Here is a 23,436-nt window from a genome sequence, read left to right as displayed (position 1 = left end):
TAGACAGCTAATTGTGTTATAACTTTTATAACAATTCAAGATGTTAGAAAATACACTCAATTAGAAACAAGCTGAAATATTTGTAAGCACATTCATTTTCCGATTCTAATAATTCTTCTAGTTTTACGTTTTTCATTACTGAAATTTATCACCCCGCAAAATATTTACTTTTCCAATACTTGCCTTTGGAATTTAATTCACCATTATTGGTGGAGGGAACATATTTTCAAATTAAAAAAAACTACTACTACTTGATATTAAAATTTATTCTGTATAAGCTATTATTTCTTCTTTTGAATTTATGATTAATTAAACTATATAATCCTTTTTTTATTTCCAGCCTCCTCCTAGTGCTTGATACAAAGTAACCAAAGCAGTAAACTCTTGTAATTTATCTGATACGCCTGACAACTGTGCTGCTAATAAAGTCTGTTCGGAAGTAAGCACATCTGTAAAATTATAAGTCTGCGTATATTCCATTAAGTCACGAGTAAAATCAACGGACTTCTCTAGTGAGCTGATCTGCGCTTTTCTAGCAGTTTGTAGATCGAGTGCTGTTTTATAAGAATATAATGCATTTGATACTTCTTGCCCTGCGGTTAACATGGAGGTTTGGAAAGCATATAATGCTTCATTTTGTTGTGCTATTGCCGTTTTATATTGCGCTTTGTAAGTGCCTTTATATAATATTGGTGCTAACAAGCTTCCTGTCAAACTATAAAAACCTGATTCCTTGAAAAAATTTTTCAACTTTAAAGTGGATAAACCACCACTAGCTGCCGTAATTGCTAAGCTTGGATACATGCTAGCTTTCGCATAGTTGGTATTCTCGAAATAATAGCGATAAGAAAGCTCGGCTTGTTGTACATCAGGTCGATAGCGCAATAAGGAAGCTGGTAATCCGGTTTGGATATTTTGATAAGGGATTTGTTCTTCTAATGTACCTCTTTCTATAGGTCCTGGCTCTTTTCCTAATAGTAAACAAATGGCATTTTCCGTTTCACGAATATTTTGTTTTATCGTTGGTAAGGTTACCTCTGCACTATGTAAATTAGCCTCGCTTTGTACGATAGATGCGCCATTTACCGTGCCAGATTCCATCAATGCTTTATTGGATTCCACATCTTTTTTATAGCGTTCAATACTTTCATTCGTGATTTTTAGTTGCTGATCATAAGCTAATAAATCATAGTAATATGTAGCTATGTTTGCCACAATTTGAGTTTGAATAGCGCGTTGCGCGGCATCAGAGGCTAACAAATTCGCCAATGCAGCTTTTTTAGAACTTTTTAATTTACCCCAAATATCCACTTCCCAAGTGGAGGACAGTGCCAATTGATAAGTTACTGTTTTCAGATTGATATTGATGCCAGATGGGAAATTTAATGCGGCTTTAGAACTTTTAGAACTAGTCACTTGCGGACCTGCTGTAAGAGTTGGTAAGAATGCCATTTTACTTTCTTTGAACGTTGCTGCCGCCTCATTTACCTTTTCTACATAGGTTTTTAAGTTCAGATTGTTTGCCAATCCTTCTGCAATTAATGCTTGCAAATGTGTGTCAGTGAAAAAATCATTCCACGCAATTTTTGCCATAGTAGAAGTGTCTGTAACACTACTATCACGATATAGTTTATTGACGATAGTGCTGTCCATTTTGGGCGGACTATAAGGTTTTACCACTTTGCAACCTTGGCTCATAGACGCGATGGTGGCAGCGGCAAGTATATATGGGTAAATTTGTTTCTTTTTCATAACTGATATTTTCAATACAGCACTTAGTTTGTTCCACTAAATGCTGTTGTTTAGTATTCGATTATTCAGGTAAAGCGGCAATACTATTAGATACATCTACATTTTCTACAATCTTCTTTTTAGATACTTTTTCCTGTAAAGACTGAAACATAATGAACAATGCAGGAATCACAAAAATCCCTATCACCGTACCGATGAGCATACCACCAATAGCTCCCGTACCAATGGATTTGTTACCATTTGCACCCGCGCCAGTAGACAACATAAGTGGCATCAATCCTAGAATAAAGGCAAAAGAAGTCATTAAAATCGGGCGAAAACGTGCCGATGCACCTTCAATCGCCGCTTGTACTATAGGCATACCTAATCGTCTACGATCTAAGGCATACTCTACTATAAGTATCGCATTTTTTGCCAATAAACCAATGAGCATAATCAAAGTGATTTGCAAGTAAATATTATTACTGATGTCAAATATTTTGGCAAAAATGAAGGCTCCTGACAATCCTATAGTTAGTGGCAATAATACGGCAAATGGTAAAATGTAACTTTCGTATTGCGCACTCAACAAGAAGTAAACGAAGATGATACATAGTATAAAAATGTATACCGTCTGCGTACCTGAATTTACCTCTTCTCTTGTTAAACCTGAGAACTCATAACCATAACCAGAAGGTAAAGTCTCTGCGGCGACTTCTTTAATGGCTTTAATTGCATCTCCCGAACTATAGTCTGAATTGGGAGAACCATTCACGGAAACTGCTGTGTACATATTGAAACGGTTCAATGATTGTGGTCCGTAGATCTTTTTCAAAGTAACGAATGCGCTGATCGGAGCTAGAGAATCATTGGTATTTCTGATTTTGATTAAATTCAAGGAGTTGATATCTGCCCTATAGTCTGCATCTGCCTGATAAGTTACACGGAACAATTTTCCATAACTATTAAAGTTCGATGCGTACACTCCACCATAATAACCTTCCATCGCATCCAAAACATTGTTGACGGTGAAGCCTGCTTTTTTCACTTTAGCAACATCAATTTCCACTTCATACTGTGGGAAACTAGGGTTGAATGAAGTGGATGCATATTGAATTTCTTTTCTTTGATTCAATGCTGCTAAAAATTTCTGTGCAATCGTATTGAACTTTTGAATGTCGCCTCCTGTTTTATCTTGCAATTGGAAGGAAAAACCGCCAGATACCCCGAATCCATTGATTGTGGGAGATGGGAAGAAAATTACTTTCGCATTTTTTATAGTGGTCACTTTTCCAAATAATTGTCCAATAAGCGAATTTACATCTTGCCCTTTCGCACTACGTAATTTCCAATCTTTCAACTCGATAATTACCATTGCATAGTTACTTCCTTTTCCACTCAACATACCTTGTCCTACAATGCGCATGGTATTATTAATGCCGGGCAATGTTTTGGCTAATTTTTCTACTTCTGTTGCTACTACATTGGTTCTTTCCATGGAAGCATCCGCAGGCAAACTAATATCGCACATAATTGTTCCCATATCTTCATCGGGTACAAAAGAGGAAGGTGTGGATTTCATTAAGTAAAATAAAAGCCCACCAAATACAACTATAACGCCTAATGTCAATACTTTCTTTTTGGCAAAAAAGGAAACAGATTTTTTATATTTAGCCGTAGTTGCGTCAAAGGCAGTATTGAAAGAATCGTAGAATCTTTGTAAAAATCCTTTTTTCTTATGTTCGCCTTCTTCATGTGGTTTTAAAAATATAGCACATAATGCGGGACTCAAAGTCAAAGCATTAATCGCAGAAAGTATAATCGCAATGGCTAAAGTCAAACCAAATTGTTTGTAAAATACACCAGTGGAACCACTGATAAAACTTACCGGAACGAATACCGCCGCCATCACTAGTGTAATGCTGATGATCGCACCACTGATTTCGTTCATTGCATTTAATGAAGCATTCAAAGCAGATTTTTCGCCTTTATCCATTTTCGCATGAACGGCTTCTACCACCACAATGGCGTCATCTACGACAATTCCCACTGCCAATACCAAGGCAAAAAGTGTTAACAGATTTATCGTAAAGCCAAATAGATTCAGAAAGAAAAACGTACCTACAATCGCTACCGGGACAGAAATTGCTGGAATCAATGTTGATCGCCAATCTTGTAAGAAAATGAATACAACTATAAATACCAGGATAAACGCTTCTATTAATGTATGGATCACTTTTTCAATAGATGCATCCAAGAATTTATTGATATTAACCATGGTAGTGAAATGCAATCCTTTAGGTAAGTTTGGTGTCGCATCCTCTAACACTTTTAAGGATTGATCAATAACCTCTTGCGCATTGGAACCCGCAGTTTGGGTAACAGCGACACCGATAGCGGGGTGACCATTTATTTTTTGGAGAGAATTGTACGTTTGAGAACCCAATTCTATACGAGCAACATCTTTTAGACGTAAGATTTGTCCGTCGGATGTTTCTTTAACTATTATGTCACTAAATTCTTTTTCACTCGTTAATCTACCCTTATATTTTAAAGTATATTGAAAAGATTGTTTGCCTCTTTCTCCCAAAGAGCCTGGTGCAGCTTCGATATTTTGTTCTGCTAACGCCGTATTAATATCATCAGGAATGATACCGTAACTCGCCATCACATCTGGTTTTAGCCAGATACGCATAGAATAGTCCAACGTACCAAATGCAGAGGCGCTACCAACGCCGCTCACCCTTTTTACTTGAGGAATGATATTGATATTCGCATAGTTTTGGATAAATGTTGCATCATAGTTTGGATTATCACTATACAAACCAAAAATTAATACATTACTACTTTGTTGTTTTTGCGTAGTAACTCCAGCCGTAGTGACGGCCGCGGGTAACAAACTTGATGTCTGTGAAACCCTGTTTTGCACATTGACCGTCGCCATATCGGGATCGGTACCTAATTTGAAATAAATTTGAATTGTTGCGGTACCATCACTAGACGCTGTGGAGGTCATGTAACTCATGTTTTCCACCCCATTAATTTGCTCTTCCAATGGTACGATAACACTATTCATCACGACCTCGGCACTCGCACCTTGATATGTGGTAGAAACCTGAACTGTAGGCGGTGCGATTTCTGGATATTGCGCCACGGGTAAAGATATGATTCCGATAATCCCTAGAATAACAATCAATATGGAAATGACCGTTGATAGTACGGGATTTTTTATAAAAACTTTGAACATCTTGTCGAAAATTAATTTGAAATATATTTGAACAATTCCTAACTATAATGAAGTAGAATCTACTGCCAATGCTTGGCTTGGACCGACTAATTTAGGAGAAATTTTAGTTCCTTCTGCAACAATTCCCACGCCTTCGACTAATATTTTATCACCTGTTTTTAATCCTGAATTGACTACATAGTATTGACCTCCAGGCACTTCTTTTACGCTGACTTTTGCAGATACGATAGAACTGTCTTTTTGTAAAACATAGACCAAGATTTTTCCTTGAATATCATTCGTAGCACTTTGGGGAATGACGATGGCATTGCTTAATTGCTCGGGAATACGAATCGTACCCGTACCACCACTTCTTAAGGTATGTTGCGGATTGTCAAATCCTGCTCTTATATTGAAGGATCCAGTAGATGTATTAATCAAGCCACTCACCGTTTCCATCTTACCTTTTAAGGGATAAATGTCATTATCTGTCAATAATAAATTTGCATTAGGCAAAGGCTCTATTCTCTTTGCAAAAGATAAATTTTTGTCTTGACTCAAAAACAAAGGATCTTTTTCACTAATGCTGAAATACGCATAGATTTTATTGATATCCGAAACAGTCGTCAAAGGGTCAGTAGATGTAGCACTCACGTAACTGCCCAATTTCATAGGCAATGTGCCGACGTAACCGCTTACAGGACTCGTTATTGTGGTGTAACTCAAATTAACTTGCGCATTTTTATAGGTAGCAACGGCCTCTGCTAAAAGCGCTTTTTGCGAAGCAAAGGTCAACTCATTCGCTTGTAAAGTATAGTTGCTGATAATGCCTTTTTTGACCAAAGGAATAGTTTTGTATACGGCTAATTTCGCAGAAGCGACTTGTGCTTTAGCGCTTTCTATTGCTGCAGCTGCAGAGCGCAATGACTGTTCGTACTCCGGATTTCGGATAGTGAATAACACTTGTCCTTTTTTAACGGCTTGCCCTTCATCTACCCAAACTTTATCAATATAACCATCAATTTTGGGACGAATTTCTATGTCTTGAACTCCTTTTAAAGTTGCAGGATATTCGGTGTATAATAGTGCAGAAGTATCTATCACGCTATAAACTTTATATTTCGGTGCTGCGGTAGTTGCATTGTCTTGAGCATTTTGTTTGCTACCACAACTCCATAGGGAAAAAACAGCTATAGCTAGCAGAAGGGCGATTTGGAATCGATAACTGTTGACTGAAAAACGGACTTTCATATTGTCTATATTTTTACGAATAGAGCGAAACTCCCAAAAAACTAAACGCATTTTGGTATTATTCTACCAACGAGCCTAATTTTTATAGCAAATTTGTTTTAGGTGCTACTATTTTTTATTTTGTATAAAGAAGAACTACTTTAGTATAATAATGGAAATATGCTAAGGGAATATTTCTATTTTTGTTAAAATGGTTAAGTTTATGGCTTTAACTAAAGTACAAACCGATGAAAGCAATTTTTTACAAAGTATCATGCTAGGAAAAACTTGGCGTGTGGCAAGACATATCTTTTGCCTAATTGTAATTATATTGTTTAACTATATAGGCAAACAAATATTTGTAGAACCGTTTGATACTTATCATCAGATATGGATGGATCTCTTCATGTTTGCGATGTTTTACGTGAATATGTATTTTTTTATACCGCAATATTTGTTCAAGAAAAAATATTCGCAATTCATTTTTCTAATCCTTCTTTCGACTTTTATTACTTATCTGGCGATGGTTTTGTACGACCAAACGTTTAAGAAATATATGTTGGATGTAACAGATTCTTTCAATCTTTTGCATAAAGGATTATTTCTTTTTCCCGTATTTAATTTAGTGATGATTGCCGCAACTACCGCTATCAAACTATTCCAACGTTGGTTGACCGATGCGGAAAGAATTAATGAGTTGGAAAAAGAAAATTTACATACGGAATTAGAACAATTAAAAAATCAAATTACACCACACTTTCTATTTAATACCTTAAATAACGCGAATGTTTTAACCCAGAAAGATCCAGATAAAGCGTCAGAAGTATTAGTGCGATTGAGTAGTATTTTACGATATCAATTATATGACTCCGCAAGACCGCAAGTGCTGCTATCATCTGAAATTCGATTTTTAAATGACATGCTTAATTTGGAAAAAATCAGAAGAAGTAATTTTATTTTTACGATTGGCAATGAAGGAAATATGGAAGATTTTCTAGTCGCCCCCATGTTATTTACCAATTTCGTAGAAAATGCGGTAAAATATAGTGCAGACATAGAGGCGGAGACCTTTATAGATATCAATTTTAGAAAGGAAGGAAACGTATTGTATTTTAGTTGTGTAAATAGTTTGCCCTTGAATTTTAAGAAAGAAAATAATTCCGTCAATCACGGTATTGGACTACATAATGTAAAAAGAAGATTAGAATTAATTTACCCCAATAGTTATGTACTTAAAAATGAATTGCGGGACAAAAATTATGAAATCAATCTAAAACTATTGTTATGAACTGTATCATCATTGATGACGAACCTCTTGCAAGAGAAGCGATTGCGCAATTGCTGAGCGATTGTACAGAGATCAATATTATTGGACAATTTAGCAGTCCGCTATTGGCAAAGGATAGTTTGGATAATGTAGATTTAATTTTTTTGGACATCAATATGCCAGGTGTGAATGGTTTAGAATTTGCCAAACAATTAAAGGAATCTGATACCCTCATTATTTTTACGACGGCTTATGAAGAATATGCTTTGGATAGTTATGAGGTCGATGCGATTGATTATTTGGTGAAACCTATAGTAAAGGAACGATTTGAAAAAGCCATTCGAAAAGCCATAAACTATCATCAACTATTGCATTCTGAAGAAAGTATTTCCTCTATAGAAACGAATGTTTCTGATACAGAAGATTATTTTTTTATACGTGCAGATCGTAAAATTCATAAGGTAAACTACAACGAAGTTTTGTATATAGAAGGTTTGAAAGACTATGTTATCGTACACACCAATAGTCAAAAAATAATTGCAGCAATGAATATCAAAACGATTTATCAGCAACTACCTCAGAATACATTTTTTAGAATCAGTAAATCTTATATCATCAATGTGCAACATATTACGGCACTCGACAACAATAGCGTTTTTATACAAAATGATGAAATTCCAATAGGAAACATTTACCGAGAGGCCTTTTATGAAGCTTATGTAGAAAAAAGAATATTTAAGAGATAATGGATCAATAGTGGAAAAATCGATGGTTTCTACCCCTCAATACAAATTTAAAATACCCACTACTTTTCTTGATATAGAATTAGTTAGCCTCTATTTGGAAAAATTGGAGAGTAAGGGTTCGTTTGATCGATTTTTTCACTGCTGTCGTTTCCTTGCCGTCTTTTTTTGTCATATCTAAAAGAAGCCGTTTTCCAAAAAGTATGACTATAATATCAAGTATGGGTAAGATTGAAAAATCTACGAATTTGACACCTCTGCAGCAATTTTAATTTTATTGATTACAATTAATCTGTATCGCATATATTAATTATTTTTTGGAATAGCTTTTTTGCTGTGGTTACGCCTATGTACTGGCCTTTGGACATATCTAAAAAAATTAATCATAATGCTACGTATAGATAAGGCTTTGTACTGTGTTTTATAACTAAAATTTCTCATTGTTATGCTTTGATTTTAAGGTTAATAATTTTTCGTGCAAATCCGACCAATAGGCTTTCTGTTTCTCGTTAAATTTTGAACAGTCTCCACCAACTTGACCATAAGACGAAAATTCAGAAGACTGCCGTATGGCTTCGTCCAAATATGTGACTTCCAATTCGAAGCCGTTTAAATCTGTTACATTCATTTGTATAATTGGATTATAGTAATACTAGAGAAACAGTTTCAGGTTTTCCGCTTCCTGTTTGTTTTCTGTTGTCTGCGGTTGCCAATGCTGCGCCATTGTAGATAGTATGCAGTGGTAAATAATCTTTGCCAGTCGGTAATCCTCGGGCGGTTCGTTTGCCAAATCCAATGCACCACTCTCTACTGCCTTTTTAAATAGTTTTTCTATTTCCGCCTGTGGTGGATTTTGTTGCATTAGTTCCTTAAATCGTTGTTTTTGTTCCTCGTGTGTCATAACTTTATTTTTTAAGACAACCGTCCTTTATGACGGCTGTCCGTTGGATAATTTTGTTAGTTCATCAAAAGGATTTCTTTACCCTCTATGGCAAATGCGCTGCACAAATCGAGTGCCTTTTGTGCCTTGGTGGCTGCCGTACCGCCATAAACCAAGGATTTTAGTTTTGCTTCCTCGTCTTTGTAGCTGCGCAGGTTCTGAAAATACCCTGTGATGGCATTGTATGCCCCGAAAACTGTGCCTTTGGTGGTTTCGAATTGTTGCGTGTCGGAGGTCATAGCATAACTAAACACTTCTTCGCATTGGTTTTTAAATACGGTAGATAGGTCGCCGTATTGATGGCCTTGTAAAAGTTGCAAGGTTTCCTTGTTGGGAGCCATTGCCATTTCAATCAACCTTCTGACTTCCTTGTCCGTAATATGGATTTTTGCAAAATGGTTGAAAGTTTCCTCCATTGCCTTACTATTGGCGGTGGCAATGCCCATAACCCTGTGCGCTTCCACTAATTTCCCTGCTGCTCCGTTTGTGTGGCGGAAGCGTACCACATTGGACATATTTTTGAGTGCTGCATTTAAAGTATTATTGCAGCAAATTCTAACGGGCGTAAATGCTGCGGTAATACTTCCGCTGCCATCGTGGGAGGTGGTCAGGAACAAATATTGTTCTATATAGTCATTATTACCTACCTTAATATAGTCGGGTAATTTAGCCGTTATAAAAATGCGCTCTCCGTTTCCCAAAGCCCCTGCTGTCTCGTATAGAATACCGTTTCCACCGCCTACAATGGCGTCAAAGAATGCGAACGCTTCTCTGTTTTGGATGATGTTGTAATCGTTGCCCACCACGCCCAATGGTTGATTGCTGTCCGTGCGAAGTGTAGCGAATGCATTGTGAACTAAAATATCGTTGGCTTCTTCTAGTTCACCACAATCTCCAATGCTCATAGTCCTACCACTAGTAAACAAAGGGGATTTAATGACTTCAAAGTCAAGCCCTGCATATTGCATGGCTTCTGCGCTGGTGGGGTAATCGGAGACTATCTGCCCTAATCCGTGCCACGCTTTTTGCTTTACGGAAAAGAAAGAATATTTACCTGTTTGCTCGTTGAAATTTAAATTGTGTGCCATTTTTGTAGTTTTAAGTGGTAAGTAATAAGTAATAAGTAATAAGTTGTAAGAATTGGGAGTTATGAATTATGGATTATGGATTAAAAAGGGAGGTCGTCTGCTACTGCATCTGTGGGAACTGCCACAGCTTGGGCTGCTTTGCTGTCTTTGGTTAGTTTTGTTTCTTGGGTGCTGCCACCGTTTGACTTTGTACCACCTCCTAAAATTTTGATTTCGCCCACGGTAAAGGAAAGGTTAGCCCTAGGCGTACCTTCCATGTCCTGCCAAATGCGGGGTTCGTTGAGCCTTCCGCTGAGCTGTACAATTGTTCCCTTTGTGAGGTATGTTGCAATGGCGGCACTCCGCCGATAGCTGCAATCAATATAGGTAACTAATTGCGTTACTTCTGTTGCGCCTTTCTTGCGGTAGCTGTCATTGATAGCGATGGTAAAGCCTACGACCTCTTTGTCTGTCTGTGTTGTTCTGACCTGTGCATCCCTTGTCAGTCTGCCTGTGATTTCCATGTTTTAATTTTTCATTTTTTGAATAATTTTTTCTTTTCACCAGCCCCGTTTTCATTAGGCTTCGGTAGTTGTGGTTTGAGATAGACGATACACGTTTTCATAACTTTTCGTTTTTTGTGTAACAATGCGGTAAGCCGGTGTGCCTCGCCGGAGGACAAACCGTGGAATACCGCAAGCGAGGAACGAACGGGAGCCGCGAAAGCTGTAACTATTGTTTATAAATTGTCTAAGCTTAGTGAAACAAAATACTGTATTGAAAACGGTAATAACCAATTAGGGGACTAAACACCTCATGTTAAATAAATTACAATAGGCTTACATGCCTTTACGAAATACATATAGTGGAGTTATTATAAAACAAATGTTATAAACTAAAACATTTGATGAATTAGAACATAACATTTATATTTTAACATTAAGCTATTCCACTAGAGTAATTTTTGATAAAATTAAAACATGATTAGCGTAGTTTTTTTGGAGGATATTGGTGTTTTAGGGTTTATTTTTTAAAAAAAAGTACAATTTGCATAGTAATATTTTAGTAAGGATCTAATTCTTTGTATTATAGTCTTGGTTTTTTAAAAAAATAAAAAGATATTTGAAAATAGCTTAATATACTATATACATAAAAAGGAACCTATATACAAATTATGCCTGGTATTAAATTGAACTTAACAGAAGCAGAAAAGCGAGTTCCCTTAGAAAATAAGATTAGCAAAAAACTGCAATTTCTAAAGAAGGATTTTATAGATAATAAAATTACGAATTTTGGACAAATAGAGGCATTCTTACCTAATACTATATTAGCTAATAAATTACATATACCTTATAACTCTTTGAATCTTTGAAAATAAAAATTAAATCTCCTGGAGAATTTACCAATAATGAATTAATACGTCTTGCCGAAATTATAGGCATAGATTTCGGGTATATTAATAAGTTTATTTTAACGCTTTTAAAAAAATAGAATAACTATGTTCAGAACAACTATGACATTTCTCCTAGAGAAATCATTAATTTGTATATTTGAGTCAGATGCCCAAAAATAAAATACCTGTAAACACAATAGACAACAATTCTACTCAAGGAATTGCCATTGACACATTCAGCATTAAAAAATCAGAATTCAGGACAGCGCAGCAATATGATGATGCTACTCAATCCCATCGGGACGAAGGGCACACATTCCACATTGTTCAAAATGGAACTGTTTATATAGAAATAGATTTTCAAAAATATAAAATCGTCGCACCTGCTATTGTTTACATGCATCCAAACCAAGTGCATAGAATGATGGATATTAGGGATATGACTGTTTGCTCTCTGGCCATAACAAATGATCATCTAAACATCCCATACTTAAAATATTTAGAAGAAATTGCACCTGCAAAGCCACTGATCTTGATGCCTAAAGAATATAAAACGGTTAATGAACTTTCAAAATTTTGTCTCAACTTTTCAAAAGAAAATGACAATAGATTAAATTATTCACTATTTAAAGATTCTTGTAATACTCTAGTGGCATATATTATTTCCATCTTTTTAGATCAAGAAAAACCTTCCAATAAGCTTTCAAGGATGGAACTGGTTACAAAATCGTTCCAACAACTATTGGAAACAAACTATTGTACCACCAAGCGTGCTGCAGAATATGCAAAACTGCTAAGTATTTCAACACATTATTTGAATGAATGTTTAAAAAGCACCACTGGTTCTACTGTTTCGCAGCGAATTCAAGATAGAGTTATCTTGGAAGCTAAGCGTTTACTTTACTATACGGACAAATCGGTTAAAGAAATAGCGTTCGAATTGGGTTATGACGATTATCCTTATTTTTCAAGGCTATTTACAAAGGCGACGGGATTGTCTGCACAAAACTTTAGACGCAAAAGGTACGATTAGTCCAATACATACCCCGATTAGATATTTTCCCTGTTTTAGTTATGATAGAATTTTGCATCGTTGAATTTAAAACATTAAAATGATGCAAAATAAAAAAATACTAATATCTGGTGCAAGCTTTGCAGGGTTAACAACTGCCTATTGGCTAAACAAATTAGGGTATAGTGTAACCATAGTAGAAATCGGTAGTCATTTAAAAATGGGCGGAACTCCGGTGGATATAAAAGGGCAGACTATAGACATAGTAAGGAGAATGGGGATACTGGAACAAATAATAGCTAATAGAGTCGGCCCCGAAAAATGGGAATTTAAGAATGCTGATGATGTTACTGAACATACTGTACTATTAGAAAAACGACCGGACAATGAATTTGAAATAGAACGGGATTTATTGCTCAATATTTTATTTGATCTAGTCAAAAACGATGTTGAATTTATTTTCAACAACAGTGTAAATGCATTAAGTCAAAGAGAGAACGATATATTAGTTTCTTTTAACGATGGTTCCCAGCACGTGTATGATTTAGTATTGGGTTGTGATGGCATCCATTCCAAAATTAGAAAAATGTGGTTTGGTGACGAGGCTGAATATGCTCATTACTTGGGACAATATTTTGCTATTGCTATCACCAATGAACTATTGGTGGACGAAGGGACTTATCAAATGTATGCAGAGCCCAACAAAGGAGTTTCATTGTATGCTTATAACCACAAAACAGATATCATATTTACCTTTCGCCATAATGCAGAAATTCCTTATGATTTTCGCAACCAAGACCAACACAAACAAATTATTTCGGCACAATTTAAAAATGTTGGCTGGCGAACTAAAGAATTATTGCATGAGCTCCTAAAGGCCAAATCATTTTACTTTGACAAATTCTGCCAAATAAAAATGCCCAAGTGGACCAAGGGGCGGGTTGCATTAATTGGTGATGCGGCTTATTGCGCTTCGCCAGCAGCAGGCATGGGTGGCTCGTTGGCCATAATCGGTGCTACAGTATTCGCGGATGCATTAGAAAAACACCCAGAGAATTTTGAATTGGCATTTGAAATTTATAACAATACACTAAGGCCTTTTATAGATGCAATTCAGGCGGGAGCAATAAATACACTAGATAAGCTACTTCCTCGAACAGCAGAAGAGGTTGAATGGAGGAACAAAAATGGCTTGGATTTTTTATAGTTTTCAGTTTATAAATAAGCGATGATTGAATTAATTAAAAAAAGTTTTTTTTGCGTAGTCAATGTTTCGTGTGAGAAACATAAACAAAAGGCTGTCATTATTGATCAGACAGCTTTTTGTTTATAGAAATTCAATTATTGAAAATAAACAGAAAAGACTACCTATTTAACCTTGTTCGTGGCTTTAAAACACTTTTATCTCAACGAATATGCGTTGCCATTTCTTCCAACGGAATTCTTACCTTTTTTGCATTGGCCAAATAATCATTTTCAATGTCCCGATATCGACAAAAAATTATTGGAGAAAAGTAACAGTTCTGTTTCTTTTCTATCTTTTAATTAACCTTAAACATTGACTACAACATTTACCAATCTGGCTACTTTTAGTTTGATGAACATTTTGAACTTTGCATTAAAATAGAATAAGATGCAAAATTTAAAAGGTTTAGTTGTTGTCATTACAGGCGCAAGTGCTGGCATTGGTGAAACGATTGCTTTAGAACTCGCCAATCAAAAAGTAAAAGTAGTATTGGGCGCTAGAAGCGCAGATAAATTGGCTCAAATTGTAGACAAAATTACTAGTAATGGCGGCGACGCAATTTATTTTCCCACTGATGTAACGAAGAAAAATGAAGTGAAAAATTTAGTGAATGAAGCGGTTGAACATTACGGCAAATTAGATGTTGTTATCAACAATGCAGGAGTTGCTCAGATTGGAAAAATGGAAGAGTTAGATGTGGAATTTTGGGACCAAATGATTGATATCAATATAAAGGGAACATTATATGGAATGGCGGCGGCGATTCCCGTTTTTAAACGACAGAATTATGGGCATATCATCAATATTATTTCTACGGCTGGCATCAAAATTGTCCCGACTCAAGCCGTTTATGCAGGCACTAAAAATGCCATCAGAACGATTACAGAAGCCTTTAGACAAGAATCTGATGGCAGTATTAAGATTACCGGTATATCACCGGGATTTGTCCATACAGAGTTTGGCGTTAAGAGTGCAAAAACACTTGAAATGAAAAAATTGTATGCTGCAAAAGTGGAAGAGATAGCAATCAGCCCAAAGGCTATTGCTGACGCAGTAATCTATGCGATCAGTCAACCTAAAGAAGTTGAAATTGGAGATATTGTAATTCGCCCAGCAGCGCAGAATTAAAGTGATTAAAAATGAAAGAATCTAAACTTTTACGTTTGAATAGTATTTCACAATTAGTGCGTGCATTAGAATTACCAGCGCCATCTCATCCATTGATTACACTTGTTGATTATGCAAAAATTCCTTCAGAAGCATTGACTAAAAATGAAAAAATAAGTTTGGATTTTTTCAAAATCTCCTTCAAGCCAAACTATAAAGGACGAACAAAGTACGGACAAGGTCATTATGATTTTGAAGAAGGCGGATTGGCATTTATAAAACCCAACCAGATTGTTTTTTCACCAGAAAATTTGGATCAATATGAAGGGGTTGTTCTGTATTTTCATCCAGACTTTATTCGCAGTTATCCTTTAGGATCCAATATACATAGATATGGTTTTTTCTCTTATAATGTTTCTGAAGCACTGTTTCTATCTGCTGGCGAAAAGGAAATTGTTGGAAATTTATTTACAACTATAGCTTTAGAATTACAACGTAATATTGATCATTTCACTCAAGATGTATTGGTTTCTCAATTGGAATTATTATTGAACTACAGCAATCGCTTCTATGATCGTCAGTTTATCACTAGGAAAGCAATCAATAATGATAAAATAAGAATACTGGATCAATTACTCAATGACTTTTTCGAAGGTAAAAATGGTTTAAAAAATGGACCTCCATCTGTTGCATTTATCTGCCAACAAATGCAGGTGTCGCAGCGTTATTTGAGTGATATGCTTCATTCTCTAACTGGAATGAATACACAACAATACATTCAAAACTCCATCATCGAAAAAGCAAAAGAGAAACTTTCCACCACAGAATTATCCGTAAGTGAGATAGCCTATGATTTGGGATTTGAACATCCACAATCGTTTAGCAAATTATTTAAATCTAAAACTAATCGGAGTCCTTTGGAGTTTCGGAATTCGTTTAATTAAATAATCCGTAATTCAGTGCTTGATAACTGTAATTTGACTACTTGTAGTCTTTACTTTTTTTCGAATTTTGCCATATAAAATTTTAGATATGAAAAATGTATTCATTACAGGGGCAAATAAGGGAATTGGTTTTGAAACAGCCAAACAATTGCTCCAAAAGGGCTACTATGTTTATTTAGGAAGCAGGAATGTTGAAGCCGGCGAAAAAGCTGTAGCAGATTTAAAGTTAGAAGGTTTAAACAACGTAGAATGTATCCAAATTGACGTTACCGATGAGCAATCTGTCTTAAATGCTAGGAAAGAAGTTGGAGAAAAAACGGGAGTGGTGGATGTATTGATTAATAATGCAGGAATTTCTGGCGTTCAATTTGATTCGACTGGTAAAATGATTCCTCAAACTGCCGCGGATACTAGCGTTGCTATATTCAAAGAAGTGTACGACATAAACGTGTATGGCGTCATTCGAACTACCCAGGCATTTCTAGATCTTTTACAAAAGACAACCGAACCGAGAATTGTTATGGTAAGCTCTAGTCAAGGTTCTATCACTTTACACAGTGATCCAAACTACATTTATTATCATTACAAGGGAGCTGCTTATTTGTCTTCTAAAGCTGCTTTGAATATGTACACAGTAAATCTAGCATACGAATTGCGAGAATCCAATTTTAAAATCAATGCCGTAAGTCCAGGATTTACCAAAACCGATTTTAACTATAATCGTGGCGTAGGAACGGTAGAAGATGCGGGTAAACGCATTGTAAAATATGCCATCATCGATCAAGATGGACCGACGGGTAAATTCTTTTGTGAAGAGACCAATCCAAATGGAGGTGAAATTCCTTGGTAAATAATGTTAGTCTAGTCAATCTAATTTGACTAGACTTTTTGTAATTTAGAACTATGAAAAAGTCAGAAAATCAATTTGTAAAATACAATACTATTGCGGAAGTTCACGATTCCTTTGGACTTCCTAAACCCTTGCATCCATTGATTAGTTTGATTGATAATTCGCAAAATACGGTAGCAATTCCGCCATTGCCATTTTTGCACGTATTGAGTTTTTACAAAATCGTATTATGGACAACCAAGAACGAAGGTTGGCTTCGATATGGACAGAATAATTATGATTTTAATGAAGGCGGAATGTTCTTTGGAAAACCCGGTCAGATTTTGGGTGCGCAACCCGACAGCCCAGATCATTCGGGCTATGTATTGTTGATTCATCCGGATTTTTTTAAATCATTTCCGCTGGCGCAAACAATTAAAGACCATCATTTTTTTGACTATAGCGTCAACGAAATGCTGCATCTTTCTGACAAGGAGAAAGAAACAGTTATTAATGTTTTCAAAAACATAGAAGACGAACTTAATAATCGTCTGGATGACTATACGCAAGAAGTAATTATTGCACAGATAGAACTGATTTTGACTTATGCGAATCGTTATTACAAGCGTCAATTCATAACTCGAAAAGTGGTAAATCACGATATATTACTCCAAATAGAAGCGCTATTGGAAAAATATTTTAATTCTGAGGATATTGTCATTGAAGGATTGCCAACGGTAGCTTACTTGGCGGATCAAGTACATTTATCGCCCAATTATTTAGGAGATTTATTACGTTCCTTAACTGGGCAAAATGCACAGCAAATTATTCACGAAAAACTTATCGAAAAGGCCAAAGAAAAACTTTCCTCCACTAATTTATCAGTGAGTGAAATTGCTTACGAATTGGGCTTTGAACATCCGCAATCTTTCAGCAAACTATTCAAAGCAAAAACCAATATGACGCCAATAGAATATAGGCAAGGATTAAATTAAAATTCACTATATTATTCCTAGTGTTATTTTTTCCAATTTCGTTGGTAGATAATGAGTATTAGCGTCTCTAGTTATTGATCGTTTAAGCTTTTACTAAGAAATAATTTCGTTTGAGGCTAAAGATAATGGACTCGGACACCAACGCATTCATTTAATAGATTATAATTGGAGCAGAAAATCAATTATTTTTGGGATTGAAATTTTCGTTTACGAATCCGACTCAGAAAGATGGGGGTAATACCTAAATAGGATGCTATATGTTTTTGTGAAATTCTTTGTTCCAGCTTCGGATAACGTTCTTGAAATAGGGCATATCTTTCTTGTGCTGTCAGAGAAACATTTACCGTAATTTGACTTTGGTAAAAATTAAATCCATTCTGAATTAAAATCCTGAAAAAACGCTCGAACTTCGGAACCAATAAATATAATTTTTCCAAATTTTGAAAGGAATAATATAACAATTCGCTGTCTTCTAAGCCCTCAATCCCATAAAAAGCAGCAGACTGTGTGGAAAAGCTTGCAATGTCTGCAACCCACCAATTTTCGGTGCAAAACATCACGTTGTGCTCTAGACCTTCATTGTCGCAACTAAAAAGCCGCAGGCAACCGCTGTCTACAAAATAAAAATTGCGACAAATATTACCTGCGGTTAAAATTGCTTGTTTTTTTTTAATAGTACAAGACTGTAAAAGCGATATTGCAACTTCCTTTTCCTGATCGGTTAGTGCAATATGCATCGCAATATTATTAAAAAAGTGGTCGTACCTTTCCATTACCTGTAAAAATAACAACCTACCGACTTAATTGTATCAACGACTAAAAAAAACTTACCATTTTTGTAATCTTGTATTGGTTGTCAAATTCGAAACAATCGAAACCTTCAACTGTATTGCCATCCGCAAAAATAGCTTTCCAATTGTAACGACCTACGTTGTGATGTGTATCTGGTTCTGTCAATACTTCAAATCTTCGACCTGGAAATTTTTCCAAAGAACTCATCGCAAGTTGCGCTATTGCATCCACACCCTTTATATTTTCAATTGTTGGATCAATATAAGTTGCCTCTTCGTTCCATACTTTACTAAATACACGTGTAAAATCTTCTAGATTGTTTTCGTTCCAAGCGTTTACATAATCGTGAATCATTTTTTGAACATTCGTATTCATATCATTATTTTTTGTTGAAGGCAAAATTCAATCAACTAAAGAACAAAAAAATAAACCTAGGTTTATAAAAAACAACTATCAAAAATCACAAACAAAAATTGCGATTTGCAATTTATATACAATTTTGTTCGCAATTACTACAAATTATTGTGTAGAAGTGCAACTTAAACCTTTTCGTAAAGAACTTTCATTTGACTGTAAACGTCCAACAAATCTTCCGATAAAGAATTCCTACCTTCCCTGTATTCCATCATGCATTGGGCAATGGAGGTGTAAAGCGTAGATTTGTGGATCAACCTTTTCATAGTAGTTTTTTCCTCATGAGAAAGAGTTACATTTTCTCCTTGTATGAAAATGCGCTTTTGTAGTTTAGTTCCGTCCAATAGTAATCTGCATTGACCATTTTCTTCTTTGAGCATTTCAAACCCAACAGTGATTGCAAGATGCTTACCTGCGATATACATTTTCTCACTAAGTAGCGAGCGGCTGATGGTGCCCCGTAAGATGGGTGTTCTTTGCAACAAATGAGGCAAGACGGTTTCTTTCAGTGCTGTTTTCATACAGCCTTTTCGTCTACTTAATGGAGTGGTATAAGCATATAGTTCTGTTTCTTGTTCTTGAATCGCACCGATATAACTTTCTTTGTCTTTTAGGAGGTAAATATCTGTTGGAGGCTCATTTTCTTCTATAGACCATATTCTTGCAAGTAAAATAGACTCAGATAATTTTCTTGTAACAAAATAGCTATTAAGGGTCTTACCACTGTTTAATTGCTCCAGTAAATTTTTGATATATTTATCTTGTTGCATTGTTATTCATTTAAGATGTTTGGTAAAAAGGACTATAGAATAATTAATAATTAATAATTAATAGTGAATAGTTAAAAATTCCATAGTCCCCAAAAGATTCTAACGACGCATAGCTCTGGATGTAGGACTCTCGTCTTTTTCTATTTTAGATTTCCTAGGATTACGTTGAATCGTTGATGTTTCCTTTACAGTTGCTTTACTATCCTTAGCAATCTGTTCTGATGGACTTTTTGCTACCTGTTCTTTGTTCGTTATTGAATTACCATTTGCTTGCAAAATGCGACTATTATTTTTATCAAATACATCAATGGTCTTGAACTGTGGATTGGCAACAATTGTATTTTTTTGTACTTTGCCATCTATTTCCATATTGACGGCTACCGCATTACCTTTCTTAATTGAGCTGGCAATCCATTTAGGTAGTTGTTGTTTACCTTCTTCTATTTTTAAAGGAAGACTATTAAGTGCTTTGTCCATGTCAAAACCGTAGGATGGAAAATAGGTTTTACGTTCATAGTTGCCATTATCCTTCTTATTTTGGAAATTTATCTGTGTCCAAATTTCCTGACGACTACCATCTTCTAATCTGATTGATTTAGCTACCGCTCTACCTTCTAACAGATTGACGGCTTCTCGCGTAGTAATACCATTGTTTTTGGTAATAGCGAAGTATTGGGCGCGTTCCGGATTTTCTTTTAAAGTGGCTTGATAACCATTGAAAAAATAAATATCTGGTTGTTTTTCAGATTGTTTAAAATCCAATCTAAAATCTGTTTGTTTTCCGGCTACCAGCATTTGTACTGGAATGGAAAACTCATTGACTTGTTTAGCAATTTGTTCTTTCAATACTTTGTTGGCTTCGATGCCAAAACCGTTGTAGTAGAGCCCTTTTTCAAGGTAAGCGATATTTTCTGCTTTTGTTATTTGCTTGGTCATAATTTTTGAATTATAAATGATGAGTGATGGGTTATAAATGATTTAAATATGGATTGTTACTAAAGGCTTCTGCCACGTCTCTGCTCCATAGTTTCCACTTGTTTAATTTCTTTCCTAGGTAGACGGGCTAATCTAGGGGGATCCACTTTATTTTGTAACGCTGGCTTTATTATGCCCATAGGCTTTTTTACGGTCATATTTTCTTTGGGCAAATAACTGCTATTGTCGATCCTCCTTTTTATCTGGTTAAATCCATTCTTAATGGTCCTTTCGCTAAAGCGTACCATTCGTCTTACGTACCTAACCCACCTATTGGGATATAGTTGTTTTTCTAAATGACGATTTCCAGAACGCAGTAGTCGTAGCCTTACCCGATCATCAAGAGATAGTTTTACACCTCGATAGCCGCGATAAATACGTTGCATTTCTGCCAGTCTTATTTTCTGATATCCCTTGGTTCTTATGGCGGCCTTCCCAAATACATTAGCATGACGGATTTCAGCTTGACGCCAATTTTCCATTTCTTTTGCGAGTTTGCTCATTGTTGATATTAAAAAAAAAAGGTAAATGGTTCGATGTGAATAATAGATGAGGATGGAATAGGAAAAACTCAAACTATTAATTATTCACTAGTATGTTATAGTTTGGATGTCTGCATCAATACTTTGCCCTTTATTTTTAGTTGCAAATGCCGATCTCCATTTTTTTCAAAAATTTGTATAACCATATTTTTATGGTCTGCGATAGTAAATCGTTTGAATGCCACGATTATGGTTTGTACATTTCTAGCGTTAACAGAAATTGTATTTTCTGGAAAGATCCGCAATGGTTGTAGTTCTTGTTCTTGATCAGCGGTTCTTTTTAGACGCTTTTGGTCTCTGATATAAAAACGCATAAAGTCGGCAGTAAAATTGAGTGGACTTTTATTTTTTAAATCCAAGCGAAAAAATAACACATCTTCTTTGGTATAAATACCCTTTAAGGAAAACTGTACGCCAAAGGATTGAATCTTGTTTTGTTTCAGAAAGGTTTTTAAATTTATGATACTATCAGCATACTGTTGTATTTGACCGTCATGGATTTTTCGGCCTTTTAGTTTGATCTGTGCATTTTCTGTATTGATTTGTTTACCCAAATCAATCGGACGATTATCTGGATAAGGAGAAAAACGGGTATAAAAAGAATATATTTTCCCATCGGTGGTCACTACCGTTAAATTAGTAGGTGCCATATTTTCCGTTGCGGCTTTTATTCTTAGGATATTGTCCACGCTAGTAATGGTACTTGCGATCAATTCAGTACTGCCTATATCTACACCACCTGCTGCAATTTTACATGGAAAAATTAATATGGTTGTTTCATTAACACCTACAAACAAAGGATATTGTCTACCGTACGCTTCTGAAGTGATTTTATCTAAATTAGCTTGCTGAGCAAATAAGTTATTTACTAACAAAACCATGAAGACTATAGTAAGAATTTGTTTCATACTTAAAATGTTTTAGAGAGTTATGAATTAAGGGTTATGAATTGTGAATTAGTGGAACTGTTGTTTGTCTAATAACAGTACTGGGTAACCAGCTCGTACTGTAGCTTTGACGAGTTTTGCTTTTTTACCCAAAAGACCTTTAGCGGTTTGAACAGCCGCGCTAGCCGCTTGTGCTCCAACGCTGGGGTCAAGACTCATCAAGTTCATAGATTGAATCCCCTGATCAATCCCTTCTTTAGTGACCTCTCGAGTGATTGCTCCAGGTATTCTTATCCCTTCTAGTCCATCCATGTCATATACCACTAGCGAAACAGGAAATAACCTATCGTCCTTTCGAATAGAATTTATGGTAATATTTAACCGTTCCCCACCAACGTTACAAGTGCCAAACACAAAAGATCCTTTGGTTATAGTCTGTCCTGCAATTAAAATGTCTGAGGTTAAACGCAGTTTGATGGCAGCTCCACTGATTAGGGTCTGCGTTTCATGGACTTGTGCCTCCACTGCAGCATTGTTGGCATAACTAGAATCAGAAATTTCTGTCAAACCATAAAATCCAATGCTTCTTTTAGGTACTATGGCTATTAAGGGCTTCGCCAATATCTCCTCTGTATTGCTTGCAATGGAAAATACCTGCCCTTTATTTTTTAGACTTTCACGTTCCAATCGTTCTTTTACTGCATCTGGATGTTGTACGTCCATAATCTTGTTTAGTACTGTATTAATTTGCTCTATCTGAGGATCGACTCCTAAATTTTGATGGCTATACATTTGGTGCATTTGCTCCTGCACAGCTTGTAACTGTTCTTTCAGCTGACGATTTTCCACGCTTTCATAACGATTGATGCCATTATAGTTTTCTGTTTTGGATTGCTGTAAGGTGCGCTGAAGGGTAGCTAACCTGTCATTAACCTTTTGTTCATTGGGATCTGTATAAGTGATTCCTGTTCTTCCCACAGGAAGAACATTTTTTAGATTATTAGAAGCATCCAAACTATCACTATCCATCTGCCTATTTTCTAAGCTATATGGATCAGATTTTTTTAGTTCATTAAATCCGTTAGAATCTTTTATGGCCTGTGCGTAAAGTGACATTTTGTCCTTGGGTTCTGAGTTCATCTGCACTTCAGGTAATGAGGTGTTGAGGCCTTTGGAATTTGCAACGGCTGTAGCACGTCCTTTCCCACCACCTAAAGCGTAGAAAAATAAGGTCAAGCAAGGAATTACTATAATTGGAAGAATAAGGTAAAACTTTCGTTTTCTCTGCTGTTGTAAAGAGATGGTTTGCATGTATGGTTTGTTTTT

Annotated in this window: 22 protein-coding genes; 8 read left to right on the top strand and 14 right to left on the bottom strand. The window is 35.8% G+C overall.

Annotated features, from left to right (window positions below; all coding sequences use genetic code 11):
* Positions 1 to 330 precede the first annotated feature (330 nt).
* From E0W69_RS09860 to E0W69_RS09850, 3 genes are all read right to left on the bottom strand, one after another.
* Positions 331 to 1,752, bottom strand: a complete 1,422-nt coding sequence (locus tag E0W69_RS09860) for an efflux transporter outer membrane subunit (protein WP_131329895.1) — start codon at positions 1,750 to 1,752, stop codon at positions 331 to 333.
* A 61-nt stretch (positions 1,753 to 1,813) separates the two neighbouring features.
* A complete protein-coding gene (locus tag E0W69_RS09855) occupies positions 1,814 to 4,978 on the bottom strand; it encodes an efflux RND transporter permease subunit (protein ID WP_131329894.1) in 3,165 nt (1,054 codons plus the stop codon).
* 42 nt (positions 4,979 to 5,020) lie between these two features.
* On the bottom strand, positions 5,021 to 6,259 hold the full coding sequence (locus E0W69_RS09850) for an efflux RND transporter periplasmic adaptor subunit (RefSeq protein WP_131329173.1): 1,239 nt from the start codon (positions 6,257 to 6,259) through the stop codon (positions 5,021 to 5,023).
* Positions 6,260 to 6,410: 151 nt separating this feature from the next.
* Here E0W69_RS09850 and E0W69_RS09845 point away from each other — a divergent pair, with 151 nt between their 5' ends.
* Entirely contained in the window at positions 6,411 to 7,475 is a 1,065-nt protein-coding gene (locus tag E0W69_RS09845) for a sensor histidine kinase (RefSeq protein WP_191968024.1), read from the top strand.
* Positions 7,472 to 8,200, top strand: a complete 729-nt coding sequence (locus tag E0W69_RS09840) for a LytR/AlgR family response regulator transcription factor (RefSeq protein WP_131329892.1) — start codon at positions 7,472 to 7,474, stop codon at positions 8,198 to 8,200. The genes E0W69_RS09845 and E0W69_RS09840 overlap by 4 nt, the downstream gene beginning before the upstream one ends.
* A gap of 424 nt (positions 8,201 to 8,624) precedes the next feature.
* Here the strand turns inward: E0W69_RS09840 and E0W69_RS09835 are convergent, their stop codons facing one another.
* The 4 genes from E0W69_RS09835 to E0W69_RS09820 form a co-directional block, all read right to left on the bottom strand.
* On the bottom strand, positions 8,625 to 8,825 hold the full coding sequence (locus E0W69_RS09835; RefSeq protein ID WP_131329891.1) for a hypothetical protein: 201 nt from the start codon (positions 8,823 to 8,825) through the stop codon (positions 8,625 to 8,627).
* Positions 8,826 to 8,849: 24 nt separating this feature from the next.
* Positions 8,850 to 9,098: a hypothetical protein gene (locus tag E0W69_RS09830; protein ID WP_131329890.1), complete on the bottom strand. Its 249-nt coding sequence runs from the start codon at positions 9,096 to 9,098 to the stop codon at positions 8,850 to 8,852.
* Between the two features lie 56 nt (positions 9,099 to 9,154).
* Positions 9,155 to 10,225: a DUF932 domain-containing protein gene (locus tag E0W69_RS09825; protein ID WP_131329889.1), complete on the bottom strand. Its 1,071-nt coding sequence runs from the start codon at positions 10,223 to 10,225 to the stop codon at positions 9,155 to 9,157.
* Positions 10,226 to 10,305: 80 nt separating this feature from the next.
* Positions 10,306 to 10,728, bottom strand: a complete 423-nt coding sequence (locus E0W69_RS09820; protein WP_131329888.1) for a single-stranded DNA-binding protein — start codon at positions 10,726 to 10,728, stop codon at positions 10,306 to 10,308.
* Positions 10,729 to 11,763: 1,035 nt separating this feature from the next.
* Between E0W69_RS09820 and E0W69_RS09810 the strand changes: the two genes are divergently transcribed.
* The 6 genes from E0W69_RS09810 to E0W69_RS09785 all read left to right on the top strand — a co-directional run bounded on the left by E0W69_RS09810 (position 11,764) and on the right by E0W69_RS09785 (position 17,730).
* Positions 11,764 to 12,630, top strand: a complete 867-nt coding sequence (locus tag E0W69_RS09810) for a helix-turn-helix domain-containing protein (RefSeq protein ID WP_191968023.1) — start codon at positions 11,764 to 11,766, stop codon at positions 12,628 to 12,630.
* A 79-nt stretch (positions 12,631 to 12,709) separates the two neighbouring features.
* Entirely contained in the window at positions 12,710 to 13,816 is a 1,107-nt protein-coding gene (locus E0W69_RS09805; RefSeq protein ID WP_131329887.1) for an FAD-dependent monooxygenase, read from the top strand.
* 426 nt (positions 13,817 to 14,242) lie between these two features.
* Positions 14,243 to 14,983, top strand: coding sequence for an SDR family oxidoreductase (locus tag E0W69_RS09800; protein ID WP_131329886.1), 741 nt, complete (start codon positions 14,243 to 14,245; stop codon positions 14,981 to 14,983).
* Positions 14,984 to 14,994: 11 nt separating this feature from the next.
* Positions 14,995 to 15,906: a helix-turn-helix domain-containing protein gene (locus tag E0W69_RS09795; RefSeq protein ID WP_131329885.1), complete on the top strand. Its 912-nt coding sequence runs from the start codon at positions 14,995 to 14,997 to the stop codon at positions 15,904 to 15,906.
* Between the two features lie 88 nt (positions 15,907 to 15,994).
* Positions 15,995 to 16,756, top strand: a complete 762-nt coding sequence (locus E0W69_RS09790) for an SDR family oxidoreductase (protein ID WP_131329884.1) — start codon at positions 15,995 to 15,997, stop codon at positions 16,754 to 16,756.
* A gap of 53 nt (positions 16,757 to 16,809) precedes the next feature.
* Positions 16,810 to 17,730 (top strand): helix-turn-helix domain-containing protein, encoded by a 921-nt coding sequence (locus E0W69_RS09785; RefSeq protein WP_131329883.1) that lies wholly within the window; start codon positions 16,810 to 16,812, stop codon positions 17,728 to 17,730.
* 182 nt (positions 17,731 to 17,912) lie between these two features.
* Here E0W69_RS09785 and E0W69_RS09780 read toward each other — a convergent pair whose 3' ends face one another.
* From E0W69_RS09780 to traM, 7 genes are all read right to left on the bottom strand, one after another.
* The gene (locus tag E0W69_RS09780; RefSeq protein ID WP_225321467.1) at positions 17,913 to 18,467 is read right to left on the bottom strand and encodes a Crp/Fnr family transcriptional regulator; all 555 of its coding nucleotides are present in this window, start codon (positions 18,465 to 18,467) and stop codon (positions 17,913 to 17,915) included.
* A gap of 79 nt (positions 18,468 to 18,546) precedes the next feature.
* Complete coding sequence (locus tag E0W69_RS09775; RefSeq protein WP_131329881.1) at positions 18,547 to 18,897, bottom strand: nuclear transport factor 2 family protein; 351 nt, start codon at positions 18,895 to 18,897, stop codon at positions 18,547 to 18,549.
* Positions 18,898 to 19,061: 164 nt separating this feature from the next.
* Positions 19,062 to 19,706 carry a hypothetical protein gene (locus tag E0W69_RS09770; RefSeq protein WP_131329880.1) on the bottom strand — a complete coding sequence of 215 codons (645 nt, stop codon included), beginning with the start codon at positions 19,704 to 19,706 and terminating at the stop codon, positions 19,062 to 19,064.
* Positions 19,707 to 19,805: 99 nt separating this feature from the next.
* A complete protein-coding gene (locus E0W69_RS09765) occupies positions 19,806 to 20,642 on the bottom strand; it encodes a hypothetical protein (protein ID WP_131329879.1) in 837 nt (278 codons plus the stop codon).
* Positions 20,643 to 20,701: 59 nt separating this feature from the next.
* Entirely contained in the window at positions 20,702 to 21,184 is a 483-nt protein-coding gene (locus tag E0W69_RS09760) for a hypothetical protein (RefSeq protein WP_131329878.1), read from the bottom strand.
* Between the two features lie 95 nt (positions 21,185 to 21,279).
* Positions 21,280 to 22,131, bottom strand: coding sequence for a conjugative transposon protein TraN (gene traN / locus E0W69_RS09755; protein ID WP_131329877.1), 852 nt, complete (start codon positions 22,129 to 22,131; stop codon positions 21,280 to 21,282).
* Between the two features lie 48 nt (positions 22,132 to 22,179).
* Complete coding sequence (traM, locus tag E0W69_RS09750; RefSeq protein WP_131329876.1) at positions 22,180 to 23,421, bottom strand: conjugative transposon protein TraM; 1,242 nt, start codon at positions 23,419 to 23,421, stop codon at positions 22,180 to 22,182.
* Positions 23,422 to 23,436 lie beyond the last annotated feature (15 nt).

Origin of the sequence: Rhizosphaericola mali, assembly GCF_004337365.2 — a bacterium.
Classification (GTDB): domain Bacteria; phylum Bacteroidota; class Bacteroidia; order Chitinophagales; family Chitinophagaceae; genus Rhizosphaericola; species Rhizosphaericola mali.
Note: the sequence above shows the minus strand (reverse complement) of the source record. Positions and strands in the feature narration are given on the sequence as shown.